This is a genomic window from Streptomyces sp. So13.3 (assembly GCF_005860785.2).
Classification (GTDB): Bacteria; Actinomycetota; Actinomycetes; order Streptomycetales; family Streptomycetaceae; genus Actinacidiphila; species Actinacidiphila fildesensis.
Map to the genome: position 1 here is coordinate 8,281,215 of NZ_CP048835.1, position 17,088 is coordinate 8,298,302.

21 protein-coding genes are annotated in these 17,088 nt (G+C 69.2%); 16 read left to right on the forward strand and 5 right to left on the reverse strand.

Annotation, left to right across the window (positions count from 1 at the left end; all coding sequences use genetic code 11):
- Positions 1-37 precede the first annotated feature (37 nt).
- A complete protein-coding gene (locus tag C8250_RS36925; protein ID WP_138356849.1) occupies positions 38-757 on the forward strand; it encodes an alpha/beta fold hydrolase in 720 nt (239 codons plus the stop codon).
- A gap of 21 nt (positions 758-778) precedes the next feature.
- Complete coding sequence (locus C8250_RS36930; protein WP_138356848.1) at positions 779-1,621, forward strand: AfsR/SARP family transcriptional regulator; 843 nt, start codon at positions 779-781, stop codon at positions 1,619-1,621.
- Positions 1,622-1,654: 33 nt separating this feature from the next.
- Here C8250_RS36930 and C8250_RS36935 read toward each other — a convergent pair whose 3' ends face one another.
- From C8250_RS36935 to C8250_RS36945, 3 genes are all read right to left on the reverse strand, one after another.
- On the reverse strand, positions 1,655-2,023 hold the full coding sequence (locus C8250_RS36935; protein WP_138356847.1) for a SchA/CurD-like domain-containing protein: 369 nt from the start codon (positions 2,021-2,023) through the stop codon (positions 1,655-1,657).
- Positions 2,024-2,196: 173 nt separating this feature from the next.
- On the reverse strand, positions 2,197-2,730 hold the full coding sequence (locus C8250_RS36940; protein WP_138356846.1) for a hypothetical protein: 534 nt from the start codon (positions 2,728-2,730) through the stop codon (positions 2,197-2,199).
- Entirely contained in the window at positions 2,727-3,188 is a 462-nt protein-coding gene (locus tag C8250_RS36945; protein ID WP_187145135.1) for a DUF1772 domain-containing protein, read from the reverse strand. The genes C8250_RS36940 and C8250_RS36945 overlap by 4 nt, the downstream gene beginning before the upstream one ends.
- Positions 3,189-3,436: 248 nt before the next feature.
- Between C8250_RS36945 and C8250_RS36950 the strand changes: the two genes are divergently transcribed.
- From C8250_RS36950 to C8250_RS37010, 13 genes are all read left to right on the forward strand, one after another.
- Positions 3,437-3,694, forward strand: a complete 258-nt coding sequence (locus C8250_RS36950; protein ID WP_138356845.1) for an acyl carrier protein — start codon at positions 3,437-3,439, stop codon at positions 3,692-3,694.
- Between the two features lie 69 nt (positions 3,695-3,763).
- Positions 3,764-4,144 carry a SchA/CurD-like domain-containing protein gene (locus tag C8250_RS36955; RefSeq protein ID WP_138356844.1) on the forward strand — a complete coding sequence of 127 codons (381 nt, stop codon included), beginning with the start codon at positions 3,764-3,766 and terminating at the stop codon, positions 4,142-4,144.
- Positions 4,145-4,347: 203 nt separating this feature from the next.
- On the forward strand, positions 4,348-4,683 hold the full coding sequence (locus tag C8250_RS36960) for a TcmI family type II polyketide cyclase (RefSeq protein ID WP_138356843.1): 336 nt from the start codon (positions 4,348-4,350) through the stop codon (positions 4,681-4,683).
- Positions 4,680-5,108 carry a cupin domain-containing protein gene (locus C8250_RS36965; RefSeq protein ID WP_138356842.1) on the forward strand — a complete coding sequence of 143 codons (429 nt, stop codon included), beginning with the start codon at positions 4,680-4,682 and terminating at the stop codon, positions 5,106-5,108. The genes C8250_RS36960 and C8250_RS36965 overlap by 4 nt, the downstream gene beginning before the upstream one ends.
- Complete coding sequence (locus tag C8250_RS36970) at positions 5,105-6,382, forward strand: beta-ketoacyl-[acyl-carrier-protein] synthase family protein (RefSeq protein WP_138356841.1); 1,278 nt, start codon at positions 5,105-5,107, stop codon at positions 6,380-6,382. Before C8250_RS36965 ends, C8250_RS36970 begins: the two co-directional genes overlap by 4 nt.
- Positions 6,383-6,384: 2 nt before the next feature.
- Positions 6,385-7,626, forward strand: coding sequence for a ketosynthase chain-length factor (locus C8250_RS36975; RefSeq protein ID WP_138356840.1), 1,242 nt, complete (start codon positions 6,385-6,387; stop codon positions 7,624-7,626).
- Between the two features lie 41 nt (positions 7,627-7,667).
- On the forward strand, positions 7,668-8,123 hold the full coding sequence (locus C8250_RS36980) for an SRPBCC family protein (protein WP_138356839.1): 456 nt from the start codon (positions 7,668-7,670) through the stop codon (positions 8,121-8,123).
- Positions 8,124-8,150: 27 nt separating this feature from the next.
- A complete protein-coding gene (locus C8250_RS36985; protein ID WP_138356838.1) occupies positions 8,151-8,612 on the forward strand; it encodes a DUF1772 domain-containing protein in 462 nt (153 codons plus the stop codon).
- Between the two features lie 10 nt (positions 8,613-8,622).
- Entirely contained in the window at positions 8,623-9,375 is a 753-nt protein-coding gene (locus C8250_RS36990; RefSeq protein ID WP_138356837.1) for an SDR family NAD(P)-dependent oxidoreductase, read from the forward strand.
- Positions 9,375-9,698 (forward strand): antibiotic biosynthesis monooxygenase family protein, encoded by a 324-nt coding sequence (locus C8250_RS36995; RefSeq protein WP_138356836.1) that lies wholly within the window; start codon positions 9,375-9,377, stop codon positions 9,696-9,698. Before C8250_RS36990 ends, C8250_RS36995 begins: the two co-directional genes overlap by 1 nt.
- Complete coding sequence (locus tag C8250_RS37000; protein WP_138356835.1) at positions 9,688-10,008, forward strand: antibiotic biosynthesis monooxygenase family protein; 321 nt, start codon at positions 9,688-9,690, stop codon at positions 10,006-10,008. The genes C8250_RS36995 and C8250_RS37000 overlap by 11 nt, the downstream gene beginning before the upstream one ends.
- 11 nt (positions 10,009-10,019) lie before the next feature.
- Entirely contained in the window at positions 10,020-10,757 is a 738-nt protein-coding gene (locus C8250_RS37005; protein WP_138356834.1) for a glucose 1-dehydrogenase, read from the forward strand.
- A 2-nt stretch (positions 10,758-10,759) separates the two neighbouring features.
- Positions 10,760-11,617 (forward strand): LLM class flavin-dependent oxidoreductase, encoded by an 858-nt coding sequence (locus tag C8250_RS37010; protein ID WP_138356833.1) that lies wholly within the window; start codon positions 10,760-10,762, stop codon positions 11,615-11,617.
- Between the two features lie 175 nt (positions 11,618-11,792).
- On the opposite strand, the gene C8250_RS37015 is transcribed toward C8250_RS37010, so the two are convergent.
- Complete coding sequence (locus tag C8250_RS37015) at positions 11,793-13,400, reverse strand: FAD-dependent monooxygenase (RefSeq protein WP_138356832.1); 1,608 nt, start codon at positions 13,398-13,400, stop codon at positions 11,793-11,795.
- 211 nt (positions 13,401-13,611) lie between these two features.
- Here C8250_RS37015 and C8250_RS37020 point away from each other — a divergent pair, with 211 nt between their 5' ends.
- On the forward strand, positions 13,612-14,631 hold the full coding sequence (locus tag C8250_RS37020; RefSeq protein WP_138356831.1) for a methyltransferase: 1,020 nt from the start codon (positions 13,612-13,614) through the stop codon (positions 14,629-14,631).
- Between the two features lie 80 nt (positions 14,632-14,711).
- On the opposite strand, the gene C8250_RS37025 is transcribed toward C8250_RS37020, so the two are convergent.
- Positions 14,712-16,829, reverse strand: a complete 2,118-nt coding sequence (locus C8250_RS37025; RefSeq protein WP_138356830.1) for an MMPL family transporter — start codon at positions 16,827-16,829, stop codon at positions 14,712-14,714.
- Between the last annotated feature and the right edge of the window lie 259 nt (positions 16,830-17,088).

Consider the following 17,088-nt stretch of genomic DNA (forward strand, 5'->3'; position numbering starts at 1 on the left):
GTCGGCTGTGGGTGGATATCTGGCGGTGAGACCAAAAATGGCCGCCAGGCTTCGGCTTTTCTGCTTTCACCACGCGGGTGGCGGCGCAATGTCGTTCGCTCGATGGCAGAATCGTTTCGGCTCTGACATTTCCGTTATCCCGGTACGGCTCCCCGGACGTGAGACGCGATTGCGTGAAGAGCGCGTCACCGATGGAGAACAGTTGTCGCGCGAACTGGAAGCCGAGCTGGGGCCCTTTCTCGACCGACCGTACGCCCTCTACGGGCACAGTCTCGGCGCCCTGGTCGCCTACTCCTTCGCCCTCCACCACCACAGGTCGGGAGGACGTCCGCCCGAGGTGCTGACGGTCGGAGCCTGCTCCGCACCGCACTTGGGGATGCCGGACCTGGAGGGTGCGGAAGGGTCCGACGAACGGGTGCTCTCGGTGATGAGGGCGTCCGGCGGCATCACCAGCCAGCTGCTGGACCGGCCGCAGTGGCTGCAACTCACGATGGCGATCATGCGGGACGATCTGCTGCTCGCCGCCGGCCTGCGGGCCGCGGCGGGAGACCCGCTCCCGTGCCCGGTGCTGGCCGTGTCCGGCCAGGACGACCTGCTGGTACCGCCGGGTGCGGTACATGCCTGGTCCCGCTACGCGCCCGAGGGTTTCCGGACGGGCTCGGTGCCCGGGGACCACTTGTTCGTAAGGGACGCCGACCTGGCCGATCTGCTGCGCGCCGAGCTCGAAGAGCGGCGTCCGCTGGAACCGGCCATCTGACCCTCGAGAGGAGCCGAGAAGATGGACATTGGTGTGCTTGGCCCCTGCCGGGTGACGCAGGCGGGACAATCAGTCGTCCCGACTGCGATCAAGCCCCGCAAGGTGCTCGCCCTGCTCGCCCTGCAGCCGGACCGGGTGGTCTCGGTGAGTTCGCTGATCGAGGAGTTGTGGGGCGGCAATCCGCCGCGCAGCGTGCAGACCACCCTGCAGACGTACATCCTGCAGATCCGGAACCTGATCACCAGGTCACTGGCCGGTGAGGACCAGCGCGATCTGCCGCTGGGAGCCAAGAGCGTCCTGGTCACCGAGGCGGGAGGCTACCTGCTAGACACCCAGGGCGGTGTGGTGGACTCCGTGGAGTACGAGCGGCTGGCGGGTGCCGGCCACCGGGCCCTGGAGTCCGGCGACCACTCCGGGGCAGCGCTGCTGTTCCAGCAGGCGCTCGCACTGTGGCGCGGCCCGGCGCTCGTGGACGTGCAGGTCGGCCCGTTGCTGGAGGCGGAGGTGACTCGGCTGGAGGAATCGCGGATGAGCATCCTCAGCCAGCGCATCGAGGCCGATCTGCAGCTCGGCCGGCACCACGAGATTCTGGGCGAACTGGCCGGGCTGGCTGCCCAGCACCCCACGCACGAGAGGTTGCAGGGCCAGCTGATGCTCGCCCTGTACCGGGCCGGCCGCCGGGGCGGCGCCCTTGAGGCCTACCACCGCATGCGCGTGGTGCTCGGCAGGGAGCTGGGACTCGACCCGTCCGCGGCGTTGCAGGAACTGCAGCAGGCGATGCTCGCGTCGGACCCGGGACTCGAATGCGACCCGGTCGGTTCGCTGACCGGCGGGGGACCGCTGCGAGTGGTGCGCGCCGGCTGACCGGCACAGTGACAGGGCGGGCCGGCGCGTGGATCAGGATTCGCGGGCCGAGATCTGGGTCAGGCAGGTGAGCAGGCTCCGGTTGAAGGTGGCGATGAAACCCTCCGGCGTACCGGTGTCGCGGGGCCGTGAGAGATACGGGGCGAGCTTGCGCTCCACCTCCTGGACGCCGGGCTGGGAGGCCATGAAGCGGGCCACGTCCTGGAGGTCGCCTTCGTACTCGATGACCCGGACCATCGTGGCGTCCCTGATGAAGACAGCGGTGGCGAGGATCCGGGTCGTCTCCGCGCCGTCGGCGCCCTCGACGACGGGGGAGCCCACCCGACGGAATCCGCCGAAGATCTCCCCGATCTCCTTCTCATAACCGGCCTTGATGTCGTAGGTGATGGCGGCGAACGGCATGGGCGGCCTCCGAAGGCGGCAAGGGGGTCGGCGGACCTGCTCGGTCCCGCCGATGCGGGCCGGGAACGGCCCCGGCACCTATCGTCACCCTCGCGCTCTCGCGGCACTGGAGCGCTGCTCGGCCCCCGCACGAGACGTTCGCGCGAGGGCCGGGCCGACTTGGGTGATCGTGGCTATGTGCCGGCTGCGTCCTGCGCCCCGGGATGCGAGGGGGCAGGAGGCCGGGGGGCGGACAGTCGTACGTCGATGAGACTGAGCCCGTACCGTTCGACCGCGTCCCGCAGATCCGCGGTGGTCGGCGGGCGGTCCGGGTGGATCGTGAGGTCGAGCCGGCGCTGCGCGGCGGGACCGTAGAGGCGGATCAGCCGGAGATAGCCGTTCGCGATCCGGACCGGGTCCGTCACCAGATCCAGGCGGGCGGGCCGGCGGTCCCCCTGCCAGGTGATCTCGGCATCCCCACCCCCCGCGAAGTTGTGCCGCCAGTTGCCCGAAGTGGCCAGCACCAGATCCTCGTCGAGGGTGTGCGCGCCCACCGGGATGGTGAACGCCCGCCCCGTGCGCCGGCCGGTGAAGTGCAGCAGCAGCAACCGCTGCGCCATGGGTCCCGGAGCAGGCGCGGACAGCGCGGCGATCACGGCCGCGTTGTCAGGCAGGCCCTCGTCGCCAGGCCGTCCCAGTTCGATCAGGGGCCGCGCGGTGGGGCTCATCGGAGCACTGCCACGGCCGAGGCGGTCAGGATCAGGGCCACGATCGCGAACGCGGTACGCAACGCATGCCAGTTGCGCCACTGCTGGCGCGGGTCCTGCCAGTCGGGGCTGAGGTTGTTCTCGTCCTGGCTCTTCACCCGGTTGTTGATCGGCACGTTCCGGGTCTGGGAGACAACGGCGACACCCACCATGAAAGCGCCCGCCACGGCGAACAGCGGCCGGCTCGCGGTGGACTCGGTCCGGAAGGCCGCGAAGACGTCGACGACCACGGAGGTCATGACGAGGTACGGCATGATGTGGTCGTAGCGGCGGCCGAGAAGCCTGTGCGTCGTGATGTACCGGTCCGCAGGCATCGCGATCAACGCGGGCATGACACTGATCGCCACGGCGAACAGCACTCCGGCGACGATGCCGGTGCCCAGGATCACGGCGACGCTCAGCACTTGCAGCAACACCATGCTCATCCCTCTCTCGACTGTGGGTCCACGGTCAGTTCGCGGCAACGTCGCAGGGATCTCTCGGCGGGTACTGGAAGACCGGTCGAATCCGGGACGCGGCCGCGGGCCGGGCTCCGCAGCACCACGGCGCCGGGGGAGCGCTCGCGACCGCCCCGGCCCACTCCGGCTCAAGTCCTTCTGGAGGAAGGGTGGTCACGCTGCCGTCCGGGTCCTTCAGCGGGCTCACGACAGTGAGGAGAGGAAACCGGATGAGTGATTTCACTCTGCAGGAGCTGACCGCGAAGCTGCGCGAGTGCGCGGGCGAGCCCGACGGTGTCGACCTCGACGGAGACGTCCAGGACACCCCCTTCATGGAACTCGGATACGACTCGCTCGCGCTGCTCCAGGTGACCGGTGTCATCAAGCGGGAGCGCAGGATCGACCTTTCGGACGACGCCGTGGTCGAGGCGGAAACACCGCGCATCCTGCTGAAGATGATCAATACCAGCCTGGCGCAACCCAGCTGACCAGCACAGCACGGCCGTCCCGCCGGGCGACCGGTCGCTGTCGAGATCGAATTCTGTGGGAGGAATCGGATGCCGTACGGAGCGATCATGTACCGGGTGAAGCCCGGTCACGAGGATGAGATCGCCAAGATCTTCGAGAATTTCAACCGGGTGGACACCGCGGACCTGCGGTCCGACGACGGTCAGCAGACCGGTCGCATTCTCGGGACCGGACTCTTCATCAAGGACGATGTGATGGTCCGGGTCATCCACTACGAGGGTGATCTGGCTGCCGTGGGCAAGCACATGGCCACCCAACCGGGCGTGCATGCGGCCGAGGCCCGGTTGGCTCCCTATCTGCAGGAGGAGCGGGACACATCGTCCCCGCGGGCGTTCGGCGAGTACTTCCGGAATGCCTCCATGCGCAGCCTCCTCCAACTCGACGTGGAAACGCTGGAGACCAAGGCGTGACCGCACCCTGACGGGGTCGTCTCCCGGAGCTCCGTGCGATCGGGCCGATCGCACGGAGCTCCGGCGCGTCCCCGGCCGGCCGCCCGGCCCACCGGCTCCGACGCGCTCCGATGCGCGATGCAGTCCGATTCGAGCAGGTCTTTAGAGCCAGCTGTGACGGTTCCGGCTGATGGTTCGAGGAACTCGTATGAAGGAGGTCGACGGTGCACCGGACATTAATCGTGGCGAAGATGCAGCCGGGTAAGGCAGACGACATCGCGAAGATCTTCGCTGAGTCGGATGCGTCGGATCTGCCGCACATGATCGGCGTGTCGCGACGGACCCTCTTCGCTTTCCACGATCTGTACTTTCACCTGGTCGAGGCGGACGAGGACATCACCGACGGCCTCTACCGGGCGCGCAGCCACCCGCTCTACGACGACATCAACCGCAAGCTCGCGGAGTGCGTGTCACCGTACGACCCGAACTGGAAAGAGCCCAAGGACGCCATGGCCGTGCCCTTCTACGTGTGGACTCCGGAGCAGGGGAGGATCCAATGACCACGCAGCAGCCTGTGCGCATCTCGGCGAACGAGGTCGCGTCCAACCGCAAGCGCGGTGGCGACATCCGGGTAACGCTCAGTCCGGTGACTGCGGGCTCGACCTCGGGCTTCGGCGGAGTGATGTACCTGGACCCGTCGGAGTTCGTGACCGAGCACTACCACCCGTACTCCGAGGAGTTCATCCACGTCATCGCCGGAGAACTGGAGATGACGCTCGACGGTGAACCGCTCAAACTCGGCCCGGGGGACTCCCTGCTGGTGCCGATCGGTGTACGCCACCGGCTGGTCAACATCGGTGAGGTCCAGGCGCACTGTGCCTTCCACCTCTCCCCGTTGGCACCCCGGCCCGACCTCGGCCATGTGGACACCGAGAAGCCGACCAACCCCCAGGCGCCCAACCCGAACGTGGGCGGGGCCCCGTGAGCCGTCGCGCGGTGGTCACCGGGATCGGTGTCCTGGCACCAGGAAGCCTGGGCCGAGAGGGCTTCTGGGATCAGCTCTCCGCCGGCCGCACCGCCACCCGGCGCATCACCCTCTTCGATCCCGCGCCGTTCCGCTCCCAGGTGGCCGCGGAAGTCGACTTCGATCCGGCCGCCGCCGGTCTGACTCCCCAGCAGATCCGCCGGATGGACCGTGCCGCGCAGTTCGCCGTGGTGTGCGCACGCGAGGCGCTCGCGGACAGCGGAGCCGAACTCGCCGCGCTCCCGCCGGAGCGGATCGCGGTGTCCATCGGCAGCGCGGTCGGCTGCACCATGGGCCTGGAGGAGGAGTACGTCACCCTCAGCGACGGCGGCAAGAACTGGCTCGTCGACAGCAGTTACGGGGTACCGCACCTCTACGGCTACATGGTGCCCAGCACCCTGGCGGTGGAGGTCGCCCACGCGGTGGGAGCCGAGGGCCCCGTGTCCCTGGTCTCCACCGGCTGCACCTCGGGTCTGGACTCCATCGGACATGGAGTGCAGCTGATCGAGGAGGGTTCCGCCGACATCGTACTGGCGGGCGCCACCGACGCCCCGCTCTCCCCGATCACCGCCGCCTGCTTCGACGCGATCAAGGCGACCACGCCGAACAACGCCGACCCGGAACACGCCTCGCGGCCGTTCGACCGGGACCGCGACGGCTTCGTCCTGGCCGAGGGCTCGGCGGTCCTCATCCTGGAGGAGAAGTCGGCCGCGGAAGCTCGCGGCGCCCGCATCTACGGGGAGTTCGTCGGGTTCGCCGGACGCAGCAACGCCTTCCACATGACCGGTCTCAAGGCCGAGGGCCGGGAGATGGCGGAGGCCATCAGGGCCGCCCTCGACCAGGCGAAACTCGACCCGACCGCCGTCGGCTACATCAACGCCCACGGCTCGGGCACCAAACAGAACGACCGGCACGAGACCGCCGCGTTCAAGCGGAGCCTGGGCGACCACGCCTACCACGTGCCGGTCAGCTCCATCAAGTCCATGGTCGGCCACTCGCTGGGAGCGATCGGTTCCATCGAGGTCGCGGCCTGCGCGCTGGCCCTGGACCGCCAGGTGGTCCCGCCCACCGCCAACCTGAAGAACCCCGACGCCGAGTGCGACCTGGACTACGTGCCGGTCACCGCCCGGGACCACGCCATGGATGTGGTGCTCAGCGTGGGCAGCGGATTCGGCGGCTTCCAGAGCGCGATGGTGCTGGCCAGGCCCGGCGCTGTCCCGTATGAGAGGAGCTGACGGTGAGCAGCGCGACGAACGGATCGTCGGCCGCCCCGGTGATCACCGGTCTGGGAGTCACCGCGCCGACGGGTCTGACGGCGGACGAGCACTGGGCGGCGGTCCTGGCCGGGAAGCCGGCCATCGGCCGGATCACCCGTTTCGACCCGTCCAGCTATCCGGTCCAACTCGCCGGAGAGGTAGCGGACTTCGACACCAAGGCCAGGGTGCCCAGCCGGCTGATCCACCAGACGGACCGCTGGACCCACCTGGGTCTGTCCGCCGCCGCCGAGGCGCTGGAGGATGCCGAGGTGGTGCCGGCCGAACTGCCCGAGTTCGAGATGGCCGTGGTCACCGCGGCTTCCTCCGGCGGCACCGAGTTCGGCCAGCACGAGATGGAGAACCTGTACCAGCACGACCCGTCCTGGGTCGGTGCCTACCAGTCGATCGCCTGGTTCTACGCGGCGTCCACCGGTCAGATCTCCATCCGGCACGGCATGCGCGGACCCTGCGGTGTGCTCTGCTGCGAGCAGGCCGGCGGGCTGGACGCGATCGGGCAGAGCCGTCGGCTGCTGCGTGGCAGCTCCCGGCTGGTCGTGACCGGCGGAACGGACGCCTCGCTGTGTCCGTACGGTCTGACCGCCCAGTTGAGCACCGGGAACCTGTCCACCGTCAGCGACCCGGGACGGGCCTACCTGCCGTTCGACACCGCGGCCAGCGGCTATGTGCCCGGTGAGGGTGGCGCGATGCTGATCCTGGAACGGGCCGCGGACGCGGAGGCTCGCGGCGCCGGCGGCTACGCCCGGGTGCTCGGTTACGCGGCGGGGTTCGACCCGGCGCCCGGATCCGAGCGCCCGCCGGCGCTGCGCCGCACTCTGGAGGCGGCCCTCGCGGACGCCGGAGTGACACCCGCCGGGGTCGACGTGGTCTTCGCGGACGCGTCGGGTGTTCCCGCACAGGACGCGGCGGAAGCCGCGGCGATCCGGGCCGTTTTCGGGCCGGGCAGCGTGCCGGTCACGGCTCCCAAGACGCTGACCGGACGGCTCTACGGCGGTGGTGCGGCCCTCGACGTGGCGACCGCCGCGCTGGCCCTGCGTGACCAGGTGATCCCGCACACCGTCGGACCCGAGTCACCGGTTCCCGGGTACGGCCTGGATCTGGTGCTCGGCGAACCACGGGCCGCCGCGCTGCGCACCGTACTGGTCCTGGCCCGGGGACACGGCGGTTTCAACGCGGCCTTGGTACTGGGACGTCCGGCTTCCTGACAGCGGAGCGGGACGAAGGCGAGAGACAAGGGAGAGTGGCGATGGCCGGGCACACCGACAACGAGATAGTGATCAACGCACCGATCGACGAGGTCTGGGAGACCACCAACGACGTGGTCAACTGGCCGGATCTGTTCAGCGAGTACGCCAAGGCCGAGATCCTGGAACAGGACGGGCAGACCGTGACGTTCCGGCTGACCATGCACCCGGACGACGAAGGCCGGGTGTGGAGCTGGGTGTCGGAGCGCACCCCCGACCCGGTGACCCGCACGGTGCGCGCGCACCGGGTGGAGACCGGGCCGTTCGAGTTCATGAACATCTACTGGGAGTACACCGAGACACCCGAAGGCGTGCGGATGCGCTGGGTGCAGGACTTCCACATGAAGCCGCAGGCACCCGCGGACGATGCCGGCATGACCGAACACCTGAATCGGAACACTGCCATCCAGATGAAGCTCATCAAGGACAAGGTCGAGGCCGCTTCCCTCCGGAAGTAGCCGCGGACGTACCCCCGGAGGTCACCGGTGCCCGCTCTCCTCATCCCTCTCGTGCTGCTGATGAACGGGCTCGCGGCCGGATGCATGCTCGGTACGCTGCTCGGCGGCTGGCCACTGCTCGCGGGTCTGCCCGACGACGGCTACGTCCGGACCCACGCGTTCTTCTCCGGCCGCTACGACCCGTACATGCCCATCTGCACGCTGGGCACCCTGCTGGGCGACAGCGTTCTCGCCGCCGGTGTGGGTGACGGCTGGGCCAGGGCCTGCTTCACCGCCGCGGCACTGCTCGCGCTCTGCACCGTGGTCATCTCCTTCGCCAAGAACGTCCCCGTCAACCGGTGGATCCGCACCGTGGACCCGGACAACCTGCCTACCGGCTTCGACGCCACGGAGCGCCGCAGCCAGTGGGGCCTGTGGAACAAGCGGCGCAGCGTGATCACCATGCTCGCCCTGCTGTCCAACTGCGCGGCGCTGGCCACGCTTCTTTGAGGAGGAACAGATGGATCTCGAACTGCAAGGAAAGAAGGCGCTGGTCACCGGCGGCACCCGTGGTGTCGGACGCGGCATAGTGCTCGCACTGGCCCGCGCCGGCGTCGATGTCATCACCTGCTACCTACAGGAAGGGGAGCGGGTCGCCACCCTGGAGCGCGAGCTCAAGGAGATCGGCGGCGACCACCACGTGCTGCGCGCCGACCTGAGTGACCCCGCGCAGGTCGCGAGCCTGCTGGAGCAGGCGGGCAGCCTGTACGGCCACCTCGACCTGGTGGTCAACAACGCGGGCACCATCAGCCACATCCCCTACGCGAAGCTCCCGTTCGAGGAATGGCAGCGCATCGTCGCCACCAACCTCACCGCCACCCACCTGGTGACGCAGAACGCCCTGCCGCTACTGGGCGAGGGCTCCTCCGTCGTGAGCATCGGATCCAAGGGCGCGGAGGCGGGGATCCCGCTGCGGGCGCACTACACGGCGACGAAGTCGGCACTGGTCGGGCTCACCCGCTCGCTCGCCAAGGAGCTGGGCTCCCAGGGTATCCGGATCAACGTGGTCGCCCTCGGCGTCATCGAGACCGAGGCGCTCTACGACCTGCCGCAGGAGCAGCAGGACCTGATGGTCCAGCGCTACAGCAGCAAGACCGCGCTCGGCCGGCTCGGCCGGACCGACGAGGTCGCCGGCGCCATCCTGTGGCTCGCCAGTGACCTGTCCCGCTACGTCACCGGTGCCACCATCTCGGTCGACGGGGGAATCTCCTGATGGCCGGCGGAGCCTTCCGGGTGATGCTGGAAATGACGATCAAGCCCGGTCTGTCGGCGGAGTTCGAGCAGGAGTGGCGCAGTGGTACCGACGCGGTCACCGGCCACCCCGCGAACATCGGCCAGTGGCTGGCTCGCAGCACCGCCGACGAGGACACCTACTACATCGTCAGCGACTGGGTCGACGAGACGGGCTTCCGGGCGTTCGAGGACGGCAAGGCGCACGTCGCCCATCGCGAGCGACTGCACGCCTACCGCGCCTCGGCGACCTTCGACACCATGCGGGTGGTCGAGCACATCCAGGGAGCCGCCCATGCCGCCTGAGGCGGGCGAGGTCCTGGTGATGATCCATCACCAGGCCCGGGACGAGGCCGAGCTGGCCGCGGTGCGCGAGGCGTACCACGTGGTCAGCCGGCGGCTCGCCGACGTGCCGGGAATGCTCGCCAATGAGTTGCTGCAGTCCGCCCTCGACCCCTCGGCCCTGACCGTGGTGAGCCGGTGGGCGGATCTCGCGGCCTTCCAGTCATGGGAAGAGGGCGCCGGGCACCGCGCGGACACCGCTCCGCTGCGGCCGTACCGCGACACACGACTCTCCGCTCCGTTCGGTATCTACCGGGTCGACGCGGCGTACTGAAGGAGGAGCAGATGGAGCAGGGACTGGCCGGCAAACGCGTACTGATCACCGGCGGTACGCGCGGCATCGGAAGGGCGGCGGCACTGGCCTTCGCGCGCGCCGGCGCTCGCGTCGTGGTGGTGTCGCGCAGCGCGGGGGAGGACGGCGAGTCACTCGCCCGCGAGTTGAAGGAGACCGGTGACGGACATCTGCTGCTGCGCGCGGACGTGACCGACGCCGCCGACGTCCGTACGGTGGCCGCACAGGTGAGGGAGGCCGTCGGGGGGCTCGACGTTCTCGTGAACAATGTCGGAGTGGACGGCCAGGTCTGGTTCGCGGAGCTGCCCGAGTCCGAATGGCACCGGGTTTTCGACCACAACGTCACCTCGGCCTACCTGATGACCCAGGCCGCGCTCGACCTGCTCGTCGACGGTGCCTCGGTGGTGAACATCGGATCCTCGGTGGCGCTGCGCGGCCGGGTCCGCGGAGTGCACTACACCGCCTCCAAAGCCGCGCTGATCGGGCTCACCCGCGCGCTGTGCAAGGAACTCGGGCCTCGTTCGATCCGCGTGAACACCATCGCGCCGGGTCTCACCGAGACCGAACCGGGCGCCGGTCTGCCGCCGGAGGCCGTGGAGCGGATCGTCGGGATGACCGCGCTCGGCCGGATCTGCACTCCGCAGGACGTGGCGGGCGCCGTGCTCTTTCTGGCCGGCGACACCTCCCGCTACATCTCGGGCGCCACGCTCAATGTCGACGGCGGGGTCTGACCGTGGACATCGGACTCGGGCTGCCCACCACCGTTCCCGACAAGTCCGGGCCTGGACTGGCCGCCTGGGCGCGTGCGGCCGAGGACTCAGGTTTCACCACTCTGGGCGTGCTGGACCGGCTGGTGTATGACAACTTCGAACCGTTGATGTCGCTGGCGGTGGCGGCCGCGGTCACCACCCGCATCAAGCTGGCCAGCACCATTCTCATAGCCGGCTATCGCGGTGGGGCGGCGCTGCTCGCCAAGCAGACGGCGACCCTCGACGCGGTCTCCGGGGGGCGGTTCACGCTCGGTGTCGCCGCCGGAGGCCGTGACGACGACTACAAGGCCACCGGCGCCGACTACGCCGGTCGGGGGGCGCGGCTGGACGAACTCCTCGGTGAACTCCGCGACATCTGGAGCGGGGAGGGTCCGGGGCCCGTCATCGGTCCGCTCCCCGCCGGGCAGGGCGGTATCCCGCTGCTGGTCGGAGGCCATTCCCGGACCGCGATGAGGCGTTCGGCGAGATTCGGCACCGGCTGGATCGCGGGCGGCAGCTCGGCCACGGCCTACGGGGAACTGGTCCGCCAGGCACAGCACGAATGGACGCTGGCCGGGCGCACCGAACGGCCCAGGATGGTCTCGCTGGTGTATGCGTGCCTCGGCCCGGACGCCGGATCGACGGCGGGCCGCTATCTGCGCGACTACTACTCGTTCATCGGCGTGAAGGCCGAACGGGCCGCCAGCGGCGTGCTCGTGGACGCGGCGCAGATCCGTGACGCGGCCCAGGCGTACGCGGAGGCCGGTTGTGACGAGCTGATCCTGCTGCCGTGCACCGCGGACTCCCAGCAGGTGAGTCTGCTCGCGAAGGCGGCCCTGTAGCCCCTTTTCAGGGACTTCGCACACAAGATTCCGGCCCGGACTCGTACCATGAGTCCGGGCCGGGATCTTGTGTGCGTGTTGGCCTGCGGGTGGGGCCGCGGGGCGGTGGAGTGCCGGAGGCGCCCGTCACGTCAGGTGTGACGGGCGCCTCCGGCGGCTGTGGGACGGAGCTGTGTTACCCGAGGCCGGCGGCCCGGGAGAGGACCTCGGTCAGCACCTGCTGCGGGTCCGCCACCGGCCCCTGCGAGCGCCATGCGACGAACGCGTCCGGGCGGACCAGTACCGCGCCACCCGGGCCCACGCCGTACACCGAACCCCAGTCGCGCTCCTCGCCCGGTGTCAGCTCGGCGCCAGGGCCCACCAGGTGGGCCCTGAGCGGCACACCGAGCTCTGCGGCGGCCTTCACCGCGGACTCGGCCCACGCGGCGCCGGAGGCGTCCGTGAGGAGCACGTAGGAGTCCCAGAACAGGTCGATGGTGGAGAGCTTCGAACCGTTCCGCTCCACCCATAGGTGCGGCGCCCTGGTGCCGGGCTCGCCCTTCAGTTCCAGGTGCGGAGTGAGCACCGGACCGGTCTGGTCGTGAGTGATGGCCTCCGACTTGTACCGGTACCCGAGGGTGATGATGATGTCGTCCACCATCGTCGCCCGGTCCTCGTCGGTGGCGTAGCCGTGCCGGATGCGGTTGCGCACCATGGCCTGCTCGGCCATGGCGGAGCCGACCGCGTGCCGCTCCTCGTGGTAGCTGTCCAGCAGGACGTCCCCGGCCCAGCCCTTGATGACGGCGGCCAGTTTCCACGACAGGTTGTGCGCGTCGTGGATGCCGGTGTTGGCTCCGAACCCGCCGGCAGGCGGGTGCAGATGGGCGGCGTCCCCGGCCAGGAAGATCCGTCCGGTCCTGAACCGCTCGGCGACCAGCTGGGCGCCCTGCCAGGGAACCTTGGCGACGATCTCCACGTCCATGTCGGGACGGCCGGAACCGGTCCTGACGATGTCGATGCAGCGCTCGTCGGTGAAGTCCTCGGGCTTCTCGCCCTTGTCCGGGAAGTAGATCGGGGCGGCCAGGAAGGGGTCGCAGCCGTGCAGCCGGGACAGGCCCATCAGAGTCCCGTTGACATTGGCGTAGCACAGGATGAACGGGCGGTGCTTGATCAGTGATTCCAGCTCCGGAGCCTTGAAGTAGATGCTCAGAGCGTCGAACACCGTTCCGCGGCCGCTGCGTTCCACGCCCAGCTCGGTCCGCACATGGCTGTTGGCGCCGTCCGCGCCGACCAGGTAGCCGGCCCTGATGGTGTAGCGCCGACCGGTCTCCAGCTCCTCGGCGACGGCCGTCACGCCCTCGTCGTCCTGGGTGAACTCGATCAGCTTGGTTCCGAACCTGATGTCGGCACCGAACTCCCGGGCCTTGTCGACCAGGACCCGCTCGTAGCGGTCCTGGCCGCAGCCCATCACGCGTTCGGGGCTGACGGTGGGTCCGTCCAGTGAGGGCGACTCGAGGACGACGGCGTTGTCGATGTCGGCGAAGGTGTCGACCTGGATGATCCCGCCCTCGAAGAAGGGGTGCGAGTCTCCCATCTCCAGGGCCCGGATGTCCTTGCCGATTCCGGCGGCACGGAACAACTCCAGGGTGCGCGACTGCAGGCCGGGGGCCCGCGGCAGCGTGGAGGTCGCCGTGCGCTTTTCCAGCAGAAGAGTACTGATCCCGTGGCGCCCGCTGAACAGGGCGGTGGACAGCCCGACCGGTCCGGCACCGACGATCAGTACAGGGATGTTCACGTCATACATGCGTATCCCCTCAGGAACACTGCCATGCGGACTGTCCGCGGCACAGGTAAGGGGTACTGACCGGTGCTCAAGGATGCCTGGCCTCCCGGTCGGGTCCGTTGGCCCGCCTGCGGTTCGAGGCGTGTTCGAGGTCAGCTCCACGGCCGGCTGCGAGCGTCACGACGATGACACCGGCGCCTGGTGGCCAGGCGTCCAGGAAGGAGTCCGCCCGATGACGACCACCCCCCCGGACGTCAGTACGGCCGCCGGGATCCTCCGGCTCGGCAACGCGTTCTGCGATGCCAAGGCCCTGCTGACCGCCGTGGAACTCGATCTGTTCACGCAACTGCAGGAGGCCCCGTCCGGCGGGGCGACCGCCGAGGAGATCAAGGGGCTGCTGTCACTGCACGGCCGGGGCCTCAGCGACTTTCTCGATCTGCTGGTGGCCCTGAAGGTGCTGCAGCGCACCGACGGCGTCTACCGCAACGCGCCGGGTACGGCCAAGCACCTGGTCCGCACCGGGGACGCCTATGTGGGTGGCTTCCTGCTGCGGTCCAGCCGCAACCTCTACCCGGCCTGGGGTCGGCTGGAGGAGGCGCTGCGCACCGGCAAGCAGCAGTCGGGCAGCCACTACGACGAAGTCACGCAAAACCCCGCGATCCTGCGCCAGTTCATCGGCAGCATGGATGCCTTCACCAACGTTCTCGGTGCCCAGCTGATCGAGGCGTTCGACTGGTCCGGATTCACGTCCGTACTGGACGTCGGTGGCGCCCGGGGCAATCTGTGCTCCCAGATCGTCAAGGCCCAGCCGCATCTGGCCGGGCATGTCTTCGATCTTCCGGAGATGGCGCCCTTCGCGAAGGAACTCGCGGAGGAACTCGGCATCCCCGGCAAGGTGGAGTTCCACGGCGGCAGCTTCTTCAGCGACCCGCTGCCGCAGGCTGAGATCGTGGTCATGGGCCATGTCCTGCACGACTGGGACCCCAGCCAGCGCAGCTACCTCATCCACAAGGCGTACGACGCTGTACTGCCCGGTGGAACGCTGCTCGTCTACGACCGGATGCTCGACGACGAGCCGGAGCACGCCGAGAACCTGGTGATCAGCCTCGACATGCTGCTGGTCACCGACGGCGGTTCCGAATACCCGGCCGCGGAGATCGTCGGATACGCGGAGCACGCCGGCTTCGCCGGCACCGAGGTCAAGCTGCTCGGCGACTACGACACGCTCGTTGTCGCCCGTAAGGCCGCCTGAGCACCGCCACTGCCGTACACAGCACTCCGCCCCCGGTCCTGGAAGAGGACCGGGGGCGGAGTGCTGTGTACGGGGCTGTGTCAGCTCGCCGGCTCGGGCTCCGGCTGCTTGTCCGCGACCCCGGCGCGGGACCGCGGGATCTGCGTGCCGAACACGCGGCGGGACGGCCACCAGGTGCGGTCGTCCAGCTGCAGCGCGAGCGCCGGAACCAGCAGGGACCGGACCACGATGGTGTCGAGCAGCACGCCGAACGCGACGATGAACGCCTGCTCGGCCATCGACACCATCGGCAGGACCGCCAGCGCCGCGAAGGTCGCGGCCAGCACCACGCCGGCCGAGGTGATGACCCCGCCGGTGCGCTGCAGCGCGGTGAGCGTGCCGGCCCTGGTGCCGTGCGCCAGCGACTCCTCCCTCACCCGGTGCATGAGGAAGATGTTGTAGTCCACGCCGAATGCCACCAGGAACACGAAGCCCATCAACGGGACCGACGGGTCGGCGTTGGCGAAGTGGAAGACGTGATTGAACACCAGTGCGGAGATTCCCATGGTGGCCGCGTACGACAGCACCACGGTGCCGATGAGCAGCAGCGGCGCCACCAGCGCCCGCAGTAGCAGCGCCAGCACGATCAGAATCGCCACCAGCACCAGCGGAACCACGACCTTGAGGTCCCGGATTCCACCGGCCCGGGTGTCGATGGAGATGGCGGTGAAGCCGCCGACCTTGGCATCCGCGTCCGGAACCGCGTGCACCGCGACCCGGATCTGCTTGACGGTGTCCACGGCCGCCGGTCCGTCGGGTGTGGCGGCGAGCACCGCGTCGACCTCGGCCAGCCCGTTGACCACCTTGTTCAGCCGGGTGACGGAGGTGACACCGCTCACCTTGCTCGTGGCCGCGACGACCTGGTCCGCCGTGGCGGCCTTGGTGATGATGGACACCGGCGTGCCCGAGCCGCCCGCGAAGTGGGCGCCGAGGATCTTCTGGCCGGTCGAGGAGTCGGTCGTCTTGGTGAAGCTGTCGGTGATGGCGATCCCGGACGCCTTGAACTGCGGGACGAAGCAGGCAGCGAGCAGCAGCACGACGCCCGCGGTGAGCCAGACCCTCCTGGGCTTGCGGCCGACCAGGCCCGCGACCCGGCCCCACAGACCACTACCGGTGCGCTCGGCGGTACCGAAGGCGGGCCGGAACGGCCAGAAGACGCCACGGCCGGCGAGGGCCAGGACGGCGGGGATGAAGGTCAGTGCGGCCAGCATGGAGGCCGCGACGCCGATCGCGGCGACCGGTCCCATGCTGCGGTTGCTGTTGAGGTTGCTGAAGAGCAGGCACAGGGTGCCCAGGATGACGGTACCGCCCGAGGCGAGCACCGGCTTGAGGATCGCTCGCCAGGCGGTGCCCAGGGCCTCGTACTTGTTCTGGGTGCGGCGCAGTTCCTCCTGGTAGCGGGCGATGAGCAGCAGCGAGTAGTCGGTGGTCGCGCCGACCACCAGCACTGACAGCACGCCCTGGCTCTGGCCGGTGAAGGTGATCGAGCCGTGCTTGGCGAGCCCGTAGACCACGGCCCCGGCCACGCCGCTGGCGCACATGACTCCGAGCAGGACCAGGAACGGCAGCGTGGGACTGCGGTAGACCAGCAGCAGGACCAGGATCACCAGTCCGACGGCGACCAGCAGCAGCTGCCCGTCGATATTGCTGAACGCCCCGGCGAAGTCGGCGAACATCCCGCCGAGTCCGGTGACATGCCCGGCCAGCCCCGGGTGCTGCGACGCGTTCGCCCGCAGCACCTTGACCGCGTCGCTGACCGGCTTGGCCTGGTTGACGAGCGGAACGGTGAACTGCAGGGCGCGGCCGTCCTTCGACACGCTCACCGGGCTCACGGGGCCGCGCAGGCCGGCCAGCTTTCCCGCGGCGGCGGCGTCGGACCGTACGGCGGCCTGGTCGGCGGAGGTGACACCGGACGCCCGTTCGTAGACCACTACGGCGGGGTAGGTCTTGTTGTCGGAGAACGTGGACTGCAACTGGTCGGCGTGTACTGACTCGGCCTTGGCGGGCAGGTACGCCGCGCCGTCGTTCGTGGCCACATCGCCCAGTTTCTGACTGAACGAGCCGGTCGCACCGCTCACCAGGAGCCATCCGAGGATGAGCAACAGCGGCACCAGCCACCGCAGCCGGCGACCTGACGCCTCCGTGCGCCTAGGGGTCATGGTGGGGTTCCTCCGTACATTCGGTGACACATCGCGTGATGCGGGGGTGCTCATGGTCCCGCTCGGGGCTTGAGCGCAGGTCGAGCGACCGGCGCGTACAATTTCGGCCCCTGTTGGCCTGAAGCGGGCCTGTATCGGGGGAGTCCCGCCCGCTGGCCCGGCCGGTGACCGGCCCTTTCGAGCACCCGTCCAGCGGACCTCCACCCGGTGGGGACACGGTGTGCCGATCGCGTGCCCTCACTACCTGAAGTTGCATTCG

Bases quoted from the DNA above. Each gene is read 5' to 3' on its own strand.
- C8250_RS36965 (WP_138356842.1), top strand. From the start codon at position 4,680: ATGACCACGCAGCAGCCTGTGCGCATCTCGGCGAACGAGGTCGCGTCC.
- C8250_RS36980 (WP_138356839.1), top strand. From the start codon at position 7,668: ATGGCCGGGCACACCGACAACGAGATAGTGATCAACGCACCGATCGAC.
- C8250_RS37005 (WP_138356834.1), top strand. From the start codon at position 10,020: ATGGAGCAGGGACTGGCCGGCAAACGCGTACTGATCACCGGCGGTACG.
- C8250_RS37025 (WP_138356830.1), bottom strand. From the start codon at position 16,829: ATGACCCCTAGGCGCACGGAGGCGTCAGGTCGCCGGCTGCGGTGGCTG.
- C8250_RS36990 (WP_138356837.1), top strand. From the start codon at position 8,623: ATGGATCTCGAACTGCAAGGAAAGAAGGCGCTGGTCACCGGCGGCACC.
- C8250_RS36935 (WP_138356847.1), bottom strand. From the start codon at position 2,023: ATGCCGTTCGCCGCCATCACCTACGACATCAAGGCCGGTTATGAGAAG.
- C8250_RS36995 (WP_138356836.1), top strand. From the start codon at position 9,375: ATGGCCGGCGGAGCCTTCCGGGTGATGCTGGAAATGACGATCAAGCCC.
- C8250_RS36940 (WP_138356846.1), bottom strand. From the start codon at position 2,730: ATGAGCCCCACCGCGCGGCCCCTGATCGAACTGGGACGGCCTGGCGAC.
- C8250_RS37015 (WP_138356832.1), bottom strand. From the start codon at position 13,400: ATGTATGACGTGAACATCCCTGTACTGATCGTCGGTGCCGGACCGGTC.
- C8250_RS36955 (WP_138356844.1), top strand. From the start codon at position 3,764: ATGCCGTACGGAGCGATCATGTACCGGGTGAAGCCCGGTCACGAGGAT.
- C8250_RS37020 (WP_138356831.1), top strand. From the start codon at position 13,612: ATGACGACCACCCCCCCGGACGTCAGTACGGCCGCCGGGATCCTCCGG.
- C8250_RS36930 (WP_138356848.1), top strand. From the start codon at position 779: ATGGACATTGGTGTGCTTGGCCCCTGCCGGGTGACGCAGGCGGGACAA.
- C8250_RS37000 (WP_138356835.1), top strand. From the start codon at position 9,688: ATGCCGCCTGAGGCGGGCGAGGTCCTGGTGATGATCCATCACCAGGCC.
- C8250_RS36925 (WP_138356849.1), top strand. From the start codon at position 38: ATGGCCGCCAGGCTTCGGCTTTTCTGCTTTCACCACGCGGGTGGCGGC.
- C8250_RS36945 (WP_187145135.1), bottom strand. From the start codon at position 3,188: ATGGTGTTGCTGCAAGTGCTGAGCGTCGCCGTGATCCTGGGCACCGGC.
- C8250_RS36950 (WP_138356845.1), top strand. From the start codon at position 3,437: ATGAGTGATTTCACTCTGCAGGAGCTGACCGCGAAGCTGCGCGAGTGC.